This is a genomic window from Pseudomonas sp. B21-019 (assembly GCF_024749225.1).
Taxonomy (GTDB): domain Bacteria; phylum Pseudomonadota; class Gammaproteobacteria; order Pseudomonadales; family Pseudomonadaceae; genus Aquipseudomonas.
In genome coordinates this window covers 989,021-1,003,927 of sequence record NZ_CP087193.1, presented here as the reverse complement: position 1 = coordinate 1,003,927, position 14,907 = coordinate 989,021, and the positions used below count along the sequence as shown (strand labels likewise).

Genomic DNA, 14,907 nt, shown 5'->3' with positions numbered 1-14,907 from the left:
GCAATTTGACGCCACCAAATAAAAAGTAGCGGCCTTTTGATATCAAACTCATAGATTCTCATGCAAAATCGTATTTTTTGTAGCGGCCGCACTCAGGAAGGGCCGCAGACCTCATCTAGGAATGTCCCATGCCACGCCCTCTCAGCTACTCGTTTACCTCGTTTACCAGTATGACCGGCAATAAGTTCGTCGACAGCTTACTCGCGGATGATCATTGGTATGGTCCGCGCTGGCACGAGCAAGGCACGCCAACAATGCTGACCTATAGCTTCGCTGGCACGGGCTCCTTATTCGCCCGAGACTACAGTCCATCGAATGAGTATGAAAACGGCTACTCATTGACTGGAGCACAACAAAGCGCTGTCACCAGTGCCTTGGGGGGGTGGAGCGCTGTGGCCAACGTGCAGTTCTCTCTCGTTCAGGAAACTGTCGTCAATGTGGGTGACTTACGCTTCGGCGGCTATTACGGGATGGACAGCAAGTATGCCGCCTGGGCCTATTTCCCTGACACGACCCCTGCGGGTGGCGACGTCTGGATCGGCCCATCGACCAATGACCCTTCTCCCGTCAAAGGCTCGTTCGATTACCTGACCTTTGTGCATGAAATCGGTCATGCGCTGGGTCTCAAGCATCCATTCGACACAACCCCCGACAACAAGCTGGTGCTGGACCCATCGCTTGATGACGTGCGGTTCACGGTCATGAGCTACAACGACTCCTATTCGTACCAACCCACCACCCCAATGCTGCTGGATATCCTCGCCATTCAAAGCCTTTATGGCGCCAACACCCAATGGCAGGCCGGGAACACCGTTTACTCGTGGGCCCCCACGCAGTCGGTGTTCGAAACCATCTGGGATGCCGGCGGGAACGACACAATCGACGCCAGCAACCAGTTGGCGGCAGTGCGCATCAACCTCAATGAAGGTCAGTTCAGCCAGATCGGCAAAGCGTTCACCGACCCGAATGGCGATGCTTTCAATGAAGGGCTGGCGATTGCTTATGGCGCGAAGATTGAAAACGCCTATGGCTCGGCTTTTGATGACTCGCTGATTGGCAACTCGCTGGGCAATTTACTCAACGGCATGGCCGGCGCGGATACCATGGATGGCGGTGCAGGTAATGACAACTATGTCGTCGACAACACCGGCGATGTGGTCATTGAGCGGAGCACGTCGATTTCGGAGATCGACACGGTCTACTCCTTCATCGATTACACCCTGGGCAGTAACCTCGAGAACCTGACACTGCTGGACGGCGCCAACCTCAACGGCACCGGCAACGCCCTGAACAACGTGATCACCGGCAATAACGGCAACAACATTCTGGACGGCGGCATCGGTGCCGACTACATGGCTGGCGGTACCGGTAATGACACCTACATCGTCGACAACATCCGCGACGTGATTGTTGAAACCAGCACCCTGGCCAGCGAAATCGACATTGTGCGCTCTTCGGCGACCTTCACCCTGAGCGCCAACCTGGAAAACCTCACGCTGACCGGCGCGGCCAACATCGATGGCATCGGCAACGCCCAAAACAACGTGATCACCGGCAACGATGGCAACAACCAACTCGTTGGCGGCGCCGGTCTCGACACCCTGATCGGCGGCAAGGGCAACGACGACTACGGCCTCGATCAGGCCGGCGAGCTGGCCCTGGTCCAGGAAAATGCCAACGAAGGCACCGATACCCTTTACATCACCTACGCCGCCACGGCACAGACCAGCACGGTCGACCTGAACCTGAGCAACCTGCATAACGTCGAGAACGTGCTGTTGCTCGGCACCGGCGCTTTTACCGTACTCGGCAACGACCTGAACAACACCCTGACCGGCAACAGTGCTGACAACGTCCTCAATGGCGGCCTCGGTGCCGACCTGATGATCGGCGGCGCCGGCAACGACACCTACGTCGTCGACAACCTCGGCGACGTGATCATCGAGACCAGCGCCCTGGCCAGCGGAATCGATACGGTTTCGTCCTCTCTCGATTACACCCTGGGCAGTAACCTGGAGAACCTGACACTGTTGGGCGCAGCCAACCTCAACGGCACCGGCAACGCCCTGAACAACGTGATCATTGGTAATACCGGCAACAACATCCTGGACGGCGGCATCGGTGCCGACACCCTGGCCGGCGGTACCGGTAACGACACCTACATCGTCGACGACACCCGCGACGTGATTGTTGAAACCAGCACCCTCGTCGGCGAGATCGACACCGTGCGCTCTTCGGCGACCTTCACCCTGAGCAACAACCTGGAAAACCTCACGCTGACCGGCGCGGCCAACATCGATGGCATCGGCAACGCTTCGGACAACGTGATCACCGGCAACGATGGCAACAACCAGCTCGTTGGCGGCGCCGGTCTCGACACCCTGATCGGTGGCAAGGGCAACGACGACTACGGCCTCGATCAGGCCGGCGAGTTGGCCCTCGTCCAGGAAAATGCCAACGAAGGCACCGATACGCTCTACGTTCTCTACAACGCCACGGCACAGGCTGATGTCGTCGACCTGAACCTGAGCAACCTGCAGAACGTCGAGAACGTGCTGTTGCTCGGCACCGGCGCTTTTACCGCGCTGGGCAACGACCTGAACAACACCCTGACCGGCAACAGTGCTGACAACGTCCTCAATGGCGGCCTCGGTGCCGACCTGATGATCGGCGGCGCCGGCAACGACACCTACGTCGTCGACAACCTCGGCGACGTAATCAGCGAGACCAGCACCCTGGCCAGCGAAATCGACACCGTGCGCTCTGCGGTGACCTTCACGCTGGGCGCCAACCTGGAAAACCTCACGCTGACCGGTTCGGCCAACATCGATGGCATCGGCAATGCCCAAAACAACGTGATCACCGGTAACGATGGCAACAACCAGCTCGTTGGCGGCGCCGGTCTCGACACCCTGATCGGCGGCAAGGGCAACGACGACTACGGCCTCGATCAGGCCGGCGAGCTGGCCCTGGTCCAGGAAAATGCCAACGAAGGCACCGATACCCTTTACATCACCTACGCCGCCACTGCACAGACCAGTACGGTCGACCTGAACCTGAGCAACCTGCAGAACGTCGAGAACGTGCTGTTGCTCGGCACCAGCGCTTTTACCGCGCTGGGCAACGGCCTGAACAACACCCTGACCGGCAACAGTGCTGATAACGTCCTCAATGGCGGCCTCGGTGCCGACCTGATGATCGGCGGCGCCGGCAACGACACCTACGTCGTCGACAACCTCGGTGACGTAATCAACGAAACCAGCACGCTGGCCAGCGAAATCGACACGGTTTCATCCTCCCTCGATTACACCCTGGGCAGTAACCTGGAGAACCTGACACTGTTGGGCGCAGCCAACCTCAACGGCACCGGCAACGCCCTGAATAACGTGATCATCGGCAATACCGGCAACAACATCCTGGACGGCGGCATCGGTGCCGACTACATGGCTGGCGGTACCGGTAACGACACCTACATCGTCGACAACATCCGCGACGTGGTCGTCGAGTCCAGCACCCTGGCCAGCGAGATCGATACTGTGCGCTCTTCGGTGAGCTACACGCTGGGCAACAACCTGGAAAACCTCACGCTGACCGGCGCGGCCAACATCGATGGCATCGGCAACGCCCAAAACAACGTGATCACCGGCAACGATGGCAACAACCAGCTCGTTGGCGGCGCCGGTCTCGACACCCTGATCGGCGGCAAGGGCAACGACGACTACGGCCTCGATCAGGCCGGCGAGCTGGCCCTGGTCCAGGAAAATATCAACGAAGGCACCGATACGCTCTACGTTCTCTACAACGCCACGGCACAGGCTGATGTCGTCGACCTGAACCTGAGCAACCTGCAGAACGTCGAGAACGTGCTGTTGCTCGGCACCGGCGCTTTTACCGCGCTGGGCAACGACCTGAACAACACCCTGACCGGCAACAGTGCTGACAACGTCCTCAATGGCGGCCTCGGTGCCGACCTGATGATCGGCGGCGCCGGCAACGACACCTACGTCGTCGACAACCTCGGCGACGCGATCATCGAGACCAGCGCCCTGGCCAGCGAAATCGATACGGTTTCGTCCTCTCTCGATTACACCCTGGGCAGTAACCTCGAGAACCTGACACTGTTGGGCGCAGCCAACCTCAACGGCACCGGCAACGCCCTGAACAACGTGATCATCGGCAATACCGGCAACAACATTCTGGACGGTGGCATCGGTGCCGACTATCTGGCTGGCGGTACCGGTAATGACACTTACATCGTCGACAACATCCGCGACGTGATTGTGGAAACCAGCACCCTGGCCAGCGAAATCGACACCGTGCGCTCTTCGGTGACCTTCACCCTGGGCGCCAACCTGGAAAACCTCACACTGACCGGTGCGGCCAACATCGATGGCATCGGCAACGCTTCGGACAACGTGATCACCGGCAACGATGGCAACAACCAACTCGTTGGCGGCGCCGGTCTCGACACTCTGATCGGCGGCAAGGGCAACGACGACTACGGCCTCGATCAGGCCGGCGAACTGGCCCTCGTCCAGGAAAATGCCAACGAAGGCACCGATACGCTCTACGTTATCTACAACGCCACGGCACAGACTGATGTCGTCGACCTGAACCTGAGCAACCTGCAGAACGTCGAGAACGTGCTGTTGCTCGGCACCGGCGCCTTTACCGCGCTGGGCAACGACCTGAACAACACCCTGACCGGCAACAGTGCTGACAACGTCCTCAATGGCGGCCTCGGTGCCGACCTGATGATCGGCGGCGCCGGCAACGACACCTACGTCGTCGACAACCTCGGCGACGTAATCAGCGAGACCAGCACCCTGGCCAGCGAAATCGACACCGTGCGCTCTGCGGTGACCTTCACGCTGGGCGCCAACCTGGAAAACCTCACGCTGGCCGGTTCGGCCAACATCGATGGCATCGGCAATGCCCAAAACAACGTGATCACCGGTAACGATGGCAACAACCAGCTCGTTGGCGGCGCCGGTCTCGACACCCTGATCGGCGGCAAGGGCAACGACGACTACGGCCTCGATCAGGCCGGCGAGCTGGCCCTGGTCCAGGAAAATGCCAACGAAGGCACCGATACCCTTTACATCACCTACGCCGCCACTGTCCAAGCCACGGGCCTGCCCAGCACGGTCGACCTGAACCTGAGCAACCTGCACAACGTCGAAAACGTGCTGTTGCTCGGCGCCGGCGCTTTTACCGTACTCGGCAATGATCTGAACAACACCCTGACCGGCAACAGTGCTGACAACGTCCTCGATGGCAGCCTCGGTGCCGACCTGATGATCGGCGGCGCCGGCAACGACAGCTACAGCGTCGATAACCTCGGCGATGTGGTCGTCGAGACCAGCACCCTGGCCAGCGAAATCGACACTGTCTATTCCTTGATCGATTACACCCTGGGCAATAACGTCGAGAACCTGAACTTGGTGGGCAGTACCAACCTCAATGGCACCGGCAACGCCCTGAATAACGTGATCAACGGTTACATCGGCGACAACATCCTGGACGGCGGCATCGGTGCCGACTACCTGGCTGGCGGTACCGGTAACGACACCTACATCGTCGACAACATCCGCGACGTGGTCGTCGAGTCCAGCACCCTGGCCAGCGAGATCGATACTGTGCGTTCTTCGGTGACCTTCACCCTGGGCGCCAACCTGGAAAACCTCGCACTGACCGGCGCGGCCAACATCGATGGCATCGGCAACGCTTTGGACAACGTGATCACCGGCAACGATGGCAATAACCAGCTCGTTGGCGGCGCGGGTCTTGATACCCTGATCGGCGGTAAGGGCAACGACGACTACGGTCTCGATCAGGCTGGCGAGCTGGCCCTGATCCAGGAAAACGCCAATGAAGGCACCGATACGCTCTACGTTCTCTACAACGCCACGGCCCAGACCAACACCGTCGACCTGAACCTGAGCAACCTGCACAACGTCGAGAACGTGCTATTGCTCGGTACCGGAGCCTTTACCGCGCAGGGCAACGACCTGAACAACACCCTCACCGGCAATGCCAATAACAACGTCCTGGACGGTGGCCTCGGCGCCGACATCCTCACCGGCGGCGCGGGTGCGGACAAGTTTGTGTTCAGTGCTGTGAACGAAATGGGCACAGGCGCCAATCGCGATGTCATCACCGACTTCAATAGCCTGCAAGGCGATAAAATCGATCTGACGAAGTTCGACGCCAATTTGCTGAGTGCTGGTTTCAACGGCTTCAGCTTTATCGGCGCGAATGACTTCACCGGTGCAGGACAACTGCGCTTCGTCGACCATGTGCTCTATGGCAACGTCAATGGCGACCTGGGCTCGGACTTCGAAATCCAGCTGGTGGGTGTCAATACCTTCGGTGCTAACGATTTGGTAGCCTGACGATTCGTCACGTAAGTAAATTCCAGCCTGTCATGCAGGCCGGAATGTACAAATGAAAACGCCCCGACTCGTCCGGGGCGTTTTCGTTTTTGTGGGGGACTGTTCTTGCGATGCTAAACCAACACCCCCAACTCCTTCGCCCGCGCCACCGCCTGCGTACGCCGCTCGACCCCCAGCTTGCTGTTGATATGGCTGGCATGGGTTTTAACGGTATGCAGCGAAATGAACAACTGCTCACTGATTTCCTGATTCGAACACCCCAGTGCGATCAGTCGCAGAACGGCCAACTCACGTGTACTGAGTTGTTCGGCGACTGGCGATGACTCCACCACCGAACGGGAAGCCATGACTGGGAGCTTTTCCAAGAGGTTTTGCGCAACGGCCGCCGGCGCACAGAGTTGAAGTTGCCCGCGCAGCCAGTCCGGGTGCTCGACCAGCAATCGGTCAAACGGTTGCAGGACGCCTCCGGCGGCTGCTTCCAGAGCCTGGACCAAGGCCTTGCGGGCCTCGGGCTCGCGTCCGCCTGCCAACAACAGTGTGACTTTCTGACTCAGTGCCATCACGCTGAGCATCTGCCGGCCGCTGCGCTGACCGTGTTCATGCAGCGCATCCAGGCGCCCCTCCGCGAGCATGAGCTGGCCCTTCATCATGTCCAGCACCGCCTGTTGCAACTCAATGTGCAGCGGCAGTTGCGGATGGAATTCCGGCGGTGCAGCCGGGCGCTCGCCGTTGTAGGTCTGGCCCAGTCTCGCAAGCCAGGCTTCAGCCAGATCGGTGCGGCCCTGGGCCAGCCAGAGTTCACATTTGACCTGGGTAATCATCGCCAGATAGTAGATCGGCGGGACATCCCAGATGTGCATCAGGCGCTCGGCCTCGGCAAGTTCGGCGAAGGCCTTCGCGAATTCGCCGATGTTGCCCTCCAGCCGGGCAATCACGCAGTGGCCGATCAATACGCTGATGTCGCGACAGGCCCGGGCTTCACCCAGCCCTGCTTGCAATCGCACCCGCGCAGCCTGGGGTTGCAAGCGCAGCGCCAGCAAAAAACCCTCGTACAAGGTCAGGCGCGCGCGCACCGCATAAAGCCGTTGTGGGGATAAACCTTGCAGGCGCTGCAGCCCCTGGCGAACTTCGTCCAGCGAACGCAGAATCTCCCCGCGCGCTTGCAGCACGCGGGCGCGGTCGTAATGGGCCAGCGCTTCAAACAACGGATTGCCGACCCGTTGCGCCAGCTCAAGGGACTCACGATTCAACCCCCTCGCACGCCAGAGGTCGCTGTCGGCAATCGCCAGATTGGACAATGTCGACAGGCACATCAGTCGCTGCCCATACCGTTTGGCCGGCAGGCTATCCAGCGCTTCGGTGCAATAGAGCATGGTCAGCTCGCGATTGCCTCGCCCCCGGGCAATGATCCCGCTCAGGGCCAGCCATTGCGCCAGCATGGATTTTTGCGCAGTAGCCGACGGTGCCGGCAGGAAGCGGCTCAGGTGACTGGCCAGCTCCTCGGCGGCGTCCAGTTGACAGGCCAGCCCCAATGCCCAGCTGTAGAGCACGATCAACCGTGGCGTGCTGATTAACAGACTATCGGGCAAGTCCATTTTCCAGCGCAGCAGCATGCCGACGTTCTGCTCGGCCAGCAGTTGCTCTTCAGAAAGGTTTTGCACCAGATTCGCCGCGACATCCAGATGCCCGGCGCGCAACGCCTGCTCCACCGCCTCATCGAGCAGCCCTTGGGCGTTGAACCAGCGGCAGGCGCGCAGGTGCAGACTGGCCGTCGGCACCATCGCCTGGGCGGTGGGCCGGCTGCGCAGCAGATCGGAAAAAAGGTGGTGATAACGATACCAGTGACCGTGTTCGTCCAACGGCACCAGAAACACCTGATGCGCCAGCAGGAAACGCAGGATCTCGGCGCTGTCATGGGCTTCGCGCACAGCGTCGCACAGCTCACTGCAAAAGCGTTCCTGGGGCGCGGTGTCGTACAGGAATGACTGCACCTCGGCGGGCAGGCAATCGATGACTTCTTCGAGCAGGTAGTCGCGAATCAGCCCTTCCCCGCCGTACAGCGACTGGGGCAATGCCCCCTCACTGCCCGCCTCGGAGGCCGCCAATAGCCAAAAGCGCAGCCCTGCCACCCAGCCTTCGCTGCGCTGGATCAAACTCTCCAGCGCCTCGCCACGCAATGAAATGCTGTGTCGATCAAGCAGGCTCAGGGCTTCATCATGGGTCAACCGAAGATCCTGCTCATGCAACTCGAGCAGTTGCCGCGACAGCCGCAGGCGTGCCAGATGCCAGTCCGGGCGCTGCCGACTGGTGACCATGACCAACAGGCCATCGGGTAAATGATTGAGGAAAAACTGCAGACAACGATCGAGCACCGGGCCCTGGGCCAGATGATAGTCATCAAGTACCAACAGCAGCGGCGTGTTGGGTGAGAGGTGCACGGCCAGTTCATCGAGCAAACCGTCCAGCCATTCTTCAAAAGCGAACGGTTGATGACGTTGGCGCATTTTCAGCAGCCCCAACGCCTGGCTGCCCAGTTGTGGAAAGTAGTCCTGAAGACCTTCGAGCAGGCGCTCAAGAAAACGGCCGGGATCACTGTCCCGCAGACTCAAGCCCAGCCACAGGCTTTGCCAGTGATCTGGCAACCCCTGACAAAACTCCACCGCCAATGAACTCTTGCCGAACCCTGCCGGCGCGCTGACCAGCAACAGCCTGCCACCGAGACCTGCACTCAGGCGCTCGCACAGACGCGGCCGCAGCACATGGCCGGCAGGCAGCGGGGGCCGGAAAAAGCGCCCGTCCAGTGCCGCGACGGCAACGCTTGCAGGGCCCGGAAGTGGAGACAGATCAGTCATGGCCGGCTCTTGTTTGAAATACTGATGGCGGCGTTACAGATGTCCGCAGCCTAGCGGTAAACGAAGAGCTATTGAAGGTTATTGCTACAAATGGCTACAAAAAGACTACGAGCAAAAATGTCGGTAAACCGGACAACCACACCGGACAACGATCTTTATGAACTGCCCAAAAAAACGCCCCGAACCAGTCGGGGCGCTTTTTCGAGGATGCGGCCTCGGGTTACAACGTTTTAGCGAACGCCTTCCTGACGCAACGCGGCCGGAGTGAAGTCGGCGGTGCTGGCGGTGAAGCCGAAGTTATAGGCCGACTTCTCTTCGTTCTTCATGCCCAGTGCCAGGTAGCGGCCCGATTGCAGGTCGTACAGGGTTTCGAGGGCGTACCACGGCACTTGCTTGTCGTAGTAGTTCTCGGAGTGAGCCTCGGCGACGCGCCACAGTTGCCCGCGACCGTCGTAGTGGTCGACCACTGCCGCCTGCCAGGTGTCTTCGTCGATATAGAAGTCACGTTTGGCGTAGATATGACGCTGACCTTCCTTCAGTGTCGCGACCACATGCCAGACCCGGCGCAGTTCATAGCGAGCCAGGTCCTGGTTGATGTGACCAGCCTTGATGATGTCGGCGTACTTCAGCTGTGGCGAATCGAGCTTGTAGCTGTCGGAGGCGATGTACATCTCTTTCTTACCTTCGAGCTTCCAGTCATAGCGATCCGGCGCACCGTTGTACATGTCCAGGTTGTCGGAGGTACGCAGGCCATCGGCAGCGGTACCCGGCCCGTCGTAGGACACTTGCGGCGCACGACGCACACGGCGCTGCCCGGCGTTGTAGACCCACGCCGAACGCGGCTCTTTAACCTGGTCGAGGGTTTCGTGCACCAGCAGCACACCACCGGCCAGACGAGCCGGCGCGGTCACTTTCTGCTTGAAGTAGAACAGAATGTTGCCCGGGTTCTTCGGGTCGTAATCCTTCATCCTGTCGCGGAACACGAACTGGTCCTCGAAGTACACCAGGCTGAACGAGCCGTTCGCCTGCGGCGTGGCCTGGGTTATCAGACGGGTCACACTGCCGCCGCGATAACGGGTGATATGGTTCCAGATGACTTCAACGCCACTTTTCGGAATCGGGAACGGGATCGCGGTTTCGAAATTCTCCAGACCGTTACCGCCGGACACCAGATTAGTGTTGGTGGCGTTCTTCTTGATGGAGGCAAACACGTCATCCGGCACGGTGGCACCGCGATGGGACGGGTAAACCGGCATCTTGAAGGTTTCCGGGTAGCGCTTGAACATCGCGTACTGGCCCGGCGCAAGCTTGTCCTTGTACTGGTCAACGTTCTGCGCGGTGATGGTGAACAGCGGTTTTTCACTCGCGAACGGATCAGACAGAAAACCCTTGCTGTCCACGCTACCGGCGTTTTTTGGCATCGGTTTCCAGGCCGGGATCGAGCCGTCGGCGTTGCCTGCCATCTCGGCCCCCATCGGGGTCAGGCTCTTGCCCAGCTTGTCCGCTTCGGCCGCAGGGACCGCCGCCATGACAGCGGTCGCCAGCAGCGAAAGCCCCAGAACACCAACATGGAACAGACTCTTTGTTATTTTCATAAATGTGTTCGTCCTGAAAATGCAGTGCTTAGAAGTTCACGCCGAAGCTGAGCGCAACGAAGTCGCGGTCATCTACGGTGGTGTACTTGCCGTCAAAGAAGTTGGTGTACGCCAGGCTCGCGGTGTAGGTGTTCTGGTATTCGGCATCGAGCCCCAGGCTTACCGCTTTACGACCTTCCTCGAAGTTGCCGCCAGGGCCTGGCGAGTAACCGCTCACGTCGTGGGACCAGGCCACGTTCGGCTTGAGGTTCACACCGGCGAATACGTCGGGGTATTCCCAAATGGCCCGGGCGCGATAACCCCACGAAGTGGCCGTAGTGAAGCCGTCGTCGTTGCAATTGCGGCTGCGGTTATTGGTAGCGGCACCTGGGCCGGCACCGTTGATGGTGCTGGTGTTGAGGATCGCCGAGCAGGTATCGAGGCCACCGGTGGACGGCAGTTCACCAGGCCCGTAGACCGGATCGCGGCCGTAACGGACGTCGGAGCTGCTTTCCAGGCCGCCGACGTGGGTCACGCCCAATTCGCCCACCAGGGTCAGACGGCTGGCGCCCATGACCTGATCGAAGAAGTGCGTCAGGGTGGTCTGGAACTGGGTGATTTCCTTGCGGCGATAGCCGTGCAAGTCCTGACCCGGCACACCATTAAGCAGCGAAGCATTGGTCAGGGCGCCGCCCAATGGACGCACGCCGGCGAACAGAATGTCGGTGGAGTTGAGCTGCACCGGCGCGTTCGGACGGTAGCTAAGCTCACCGCTCCACGCCGTGCCGGTAGGCAAGGTAGTGGAGAAGCTCAAGCCGTAGAGGCGGATGTCTTCCGGGTATTCGACGAAGTAGTTCGAGTTACCCGCGACTACCAATGGCGCAAGAGCCCGAAGCGCCCCCGGCAAGGCCGCTGCCCGTGCATAGGCCGACGCTGGAGCACCCGTGGCGCTGAAGATCGGCGCACGGCTGTGATAGTTCATGAAGTAGGCGCCGAACTCGGTATCCAGCGGCTCAAACATGTATTTGAGGGACGCGCCCCACTGGCCACTGTCCCGAGCATCGCGATCCGCGCCACGGCGCACCAGCACACCTTCTTGGTTGACGTCGACACCCAGCCTGGTCAGTGTCGGCAGAGCGGCGGCCGGAATGGTCGAGCGCTTGTTCAGCACGCGCAGGTTGTTGTCGCAACCGTCGGCAATGATGTCGGGCTGGGAGAAAAAGGTGCCGCAGTTATCGACGACGGTCTGGTCCCATTCCAGTTGATAGAAGGCTTCGGCCGACAGAGTGTCGGTGAGGCTCTGGGACACGTAGAACATGTTGACCGGAATCAGACCTTCCTTGACCTCGGCGCCTGGGCGACGGAACGCGGACACGTCGATCGGGTTGATCGAGTTGATGCCACCACCGATGAAAGTACTTTCACCCCAGCTCACAACCTGCTTGCCCAGGCGCACGGACCCCGGCTGATCGGCAATGGAGTAGTTGTGGTAGACGAAGGCGTCGAGGATCTCGCCGCCGGAGGATTTGGCGCCTTCCTTGCGGTTGCTGTCGCTGATGTCCTTGAACTCACGGCTTTCATCCTTGAGTTCGAAGTCGTACCAGTATTTGCCTCGGACGAAGACACCGGTGTCGCCGTATTTCAATTCAAGATCATGAATGCCCTTGAAGATCTTCGAGAAGGTTTCGCCACTCTTGAAGTTGGCGTGACCGTCATCGGACGTCTGGGACAGGCCATGGCCCCCGTTATTGACGCCGATCAGGTTTTTGTTGGGACTCTGAGTAGACCAACTGGCTCCGATCGACAGGGATGAGTCGAATTGACCTTCGATTTCACCAACGTTGAAACTGACGCCGAATGCGGGCCCGGCGAGCGAAGAGGCAAGACTGACCGCCAGGGGCAGTTTCGCCCGGCGCCAGAACTGGTTTACTGATGTCATCGACGCTACTCCATGTGCATTATTGTTATGGCTTAGTACTTTTAAAAACGCTGTGGGTAACCGGAAGCCAAGCGGTCCGAAGTCACTCCAAAGTTGCATCGCCCCGTTTATTGCGTGAGCTCCGTTCTTAAAAATCCTTGAGCGGACTATAGCCAGCAGGTAGTAGTGCTTGATCCCTCTAAAGTGTGATTTGCGCTGCCGGCCACTCTGGAACAGTCCTTTCGCCAGTCCGACATATGTCGGCACGGCAAGGATGGCTGAAAATTCGGATTTCACAAGCCAAGCGCTTGCTTGGTGGCTCTGGCGTGCCCTTTCGGGCACGCCAGATGACGCTTAAAGCGTCGAGAGGAAGGTGCTGTTGTTGGCCTGCCATTCGGTGATGTCGACGCGGATACGCTTCTTGTCGAGCTTGCCGACGCTGGTCTTGGGAATTTCAGTAACAACGGCGATCTGACTCGGGATAGCCCACTTGCTCAGGTGCCCCTGTTCAACGTACGGCTTGAGGTGCTCCTTGAGTTCCCTGGCCCCGATCTGATGCCCTTCGCGAACCACCAGCAGCGCAAATGGGCGCTCGCCCCACTGTGGATCGGCGATGCCCACCACTGCTACCTCGCGTACCGCAGGGTGGCGACTGATCAAGTCTTCCAGGTCCAGGGAAGAGATCCACTCGCCACCGGTCTTGATCACATCCTTGATCCGGTCACGGATGTCGATCACGCCCATGCTGTCCAGGGTTGCCACGTCGCCGGTGTGCAGCCAGCCCCCGGCCCAGAGCTCGGCGCCTTTTTGCGGCTCGTTGAAGTAACCCTCGGTGAGCCACGGCGCACGCAGCACCAGTTCGCCCTGGGTTTCGCCATCGGCTGGCAGGAAGTTGCCCTCGGTGTCGACGATTGCCGCCTCAACCAACGGCCCCGGCACACCCGCCTTGATCCGGTAGGTGGTGCGTTCGTCTTCGGTGCCAGCCATCAGCTCATCGTTGAGGTGAGCGCAGGATACCAATGGCCCGGTTTCCGACATGCCGTAAGCGGCGGTCAATTGGATGCCCTTGGCCTTGGCGGCGTCGTACAGCGCATGGTTGAGCGCACTGCCGCCGATGACGATTTTCCAGCCACCGAAATCGACGTTTTGCGCCGCCTTGGCATTGAGGACCATTTGCAGGATGGTCGGCACGCAGTGGGAAAAGCTCACCTTCTCCTTGCGCCACAGCTCCACCAGATACTCGGGGTCGTAACGGCCCGGATAAACCTGCTTGAGCCCGAGCATGGTCGCCACATACGGCAAGCCCCAGGCGTGCACATGGAACATCGGGGTGATCGGCATGTACACGTCGTTGGTGCCCAACAGCCGCACGCTGTCGATGGCGCCCATGATGGTCGACACGCCCATGGTATGCAGGACCAGTTGCCGATGGGTGAAATACACGCCTTTGGGGTTACCGGTGGTGCCAGTGGTGTAGAACGTGGTGGCCACCGAGTTTTCGTCGAAGTCCTGGAAGTCGTACTGCGGGCTCGCCGCGGCCAGCAGTTGCTCGTACTCGCCGACAAGGTTCGGCAACTCGGCAGTCTTTTCCGGCAAGTCGGTCAGCAGCAGGGTTTTCTCCACCGTGGTCAGGTGCCCCGCAATTGCCTTGTACAACCCGACGAACTCGCTGTTGACCAGCACAAAGCGGTCCTCGGCGTGGTTCATGGTGTAAAGAATCTGTTCTGGCGACAGCCGCACGTTGATGGTGTGGATCACCGCGCCGATCATCGGGATAGCGAACATGCACTCCAGGTAGCGATGGCTGTCCCAGTCCATTACCGCCACGGTATCCCCGGCCTTCACGCCGGCTTCTGTCAGCACATTGGCGAGCCGTGCGACCCGCTCGATCAGGGTCGGATAGCTGTAGCGCAACTGATCGCGATAGATGATCTCCCGAGTTTTTTCGTAACGGGCGCCGGACATCAGCAGCCGTTTAATCAACAACGGATACTGGTAAGCGCCCTCGGCTGGAGGAATAACGCGAGTCTGCAACATAAGAGTCCCTTTTTGACTGCACAGTCTTGGCTGCTAAAGCTAAGCACTCTAGAGGCCTTGAACGCCAGCCAAATCAGCCAAAGGTATGATTTGCAGAGCCGTACAAATGCTAGCTTTGCGCCAGCATTTGC

At 59.7% G+C, this 14,907-nt stretch carries 5 protein-coding genes; 1 reads left to right on the top strand and 4 read right to left on the bottom strand.

Annotation, left to right across the window (positions count from 1 at the left end; genetic code table 11):
• The first annotated feature begins 128 nt into the window (after window positions 1-128).
• Entirely contained in the window at window positions 129-6,395 is a 6,267-nt protein-coding gene (locus LOY36_RS04375) for a M10 family metallopeptidase C-terminal domain-containing protein (RefSeq protein WP_258672386.1), read from the top strand.
• Window positions 6,396-6,508: 113 nt separating this feature from the next.
• On the opposite strand, the gene LOY36_RS04370 is transcribed toward LOY36_RS04375, so the two are convergent.
• The 4 genes from LOY36_RS04370 to LOY36_RS04355 all read right to left on the bottom strand — a co-directional run bounded on the left by LOY36_RS04370 (window position 6,509) and on the right by LOY36_RS04355 (window position 14,776).
• The gene (locus tag LOY36_RS04370; protein ID WP_019651174.1) at window positions 6,509-9,247 is read right to left on the bottom strand and encodes a LuxR C-terminal-related transcriptional regulator; all 2,739 of its coding nucleotides are present in this window, start codon (window positions 9,245-9,247) and stop codon (window positions 6,509-6,511) included.
• Between the two features lie 230 nt (window positions 9,248-9,477).
• Complete coding sequence (locus LOY36_RS04365) at window positions 9,478-10,842, bottom strand: DUF1329 domain-containing protein (protein ID WP_258672384.1); 1,365 nt, start codon at window positions 10,840-10,842, stop codon at window positions 9,478-9,480.
• 28 nt (window positions 10,843-10,870) lie between these two features.
• Window positions 10,871-12,760 (bottom strand): DUF1302 domain-containing protein, encoded by a 1,890-nt coding sequence (locus tag LOY36_RS04360; protein WP_019651172.1) that lies wholly within the window; start codon window positions 12,758-12,760, stop codon window positions 10,871-10,873.
• Between the two features lie 333 nt (window positions 12,761-13,093).
• On the bottom strand, window positions 13,094-14,776 hold the full coding sequence (locus LOY36_RS04355) for a fatty acid--CoA ligase (RefSeq protein WP_019651171.1): 1,683 nt from the start codon (window positions 14,774-14,776) through the stop codon (window positions 13,094-13,096).
• Window positions 14,777-14,907 lie beyond the last annotated feature (131 nt).

Coding starts and splice junctions, on each gene's coding strand:
- LOY36_RS04375 (WP_258672386.1), top strand. CDS start 129: ATGCCACGCCCTCTCAGCTACTCGTTTACCTCGTTTACCAGTATGACC.
- LOY36_RS04365 (WP_258672384.1), bottom strand. CDS start 10,842: ATGAAAATAACAAAGAGTCTGTTCCATGTTGGTGTTCTGGGGCTTTCG.
- LOY36_RS04370 (WP_019651174.1), bottom strand. CDS start 9,247: ATGACTGATCTGTCTCCACTTCCGGGCCCTGCAAGCGTTGCCGTCGCG.
- LOY36_RS04360 (WP_019651172.1), bottom strand. CDS start 12,760: ATGACATCAGTAAACCAGTTCTGGCGCCGGGCGAAACTGCCCCTGGCG.
- LOY36_RS04355 (WP_019651171.1), bottom strand. CDS start 14,776: ATGTTGCAGACTCGCGTTATTCCTCCAGCCGAGGGCGCTTACCAGTAT.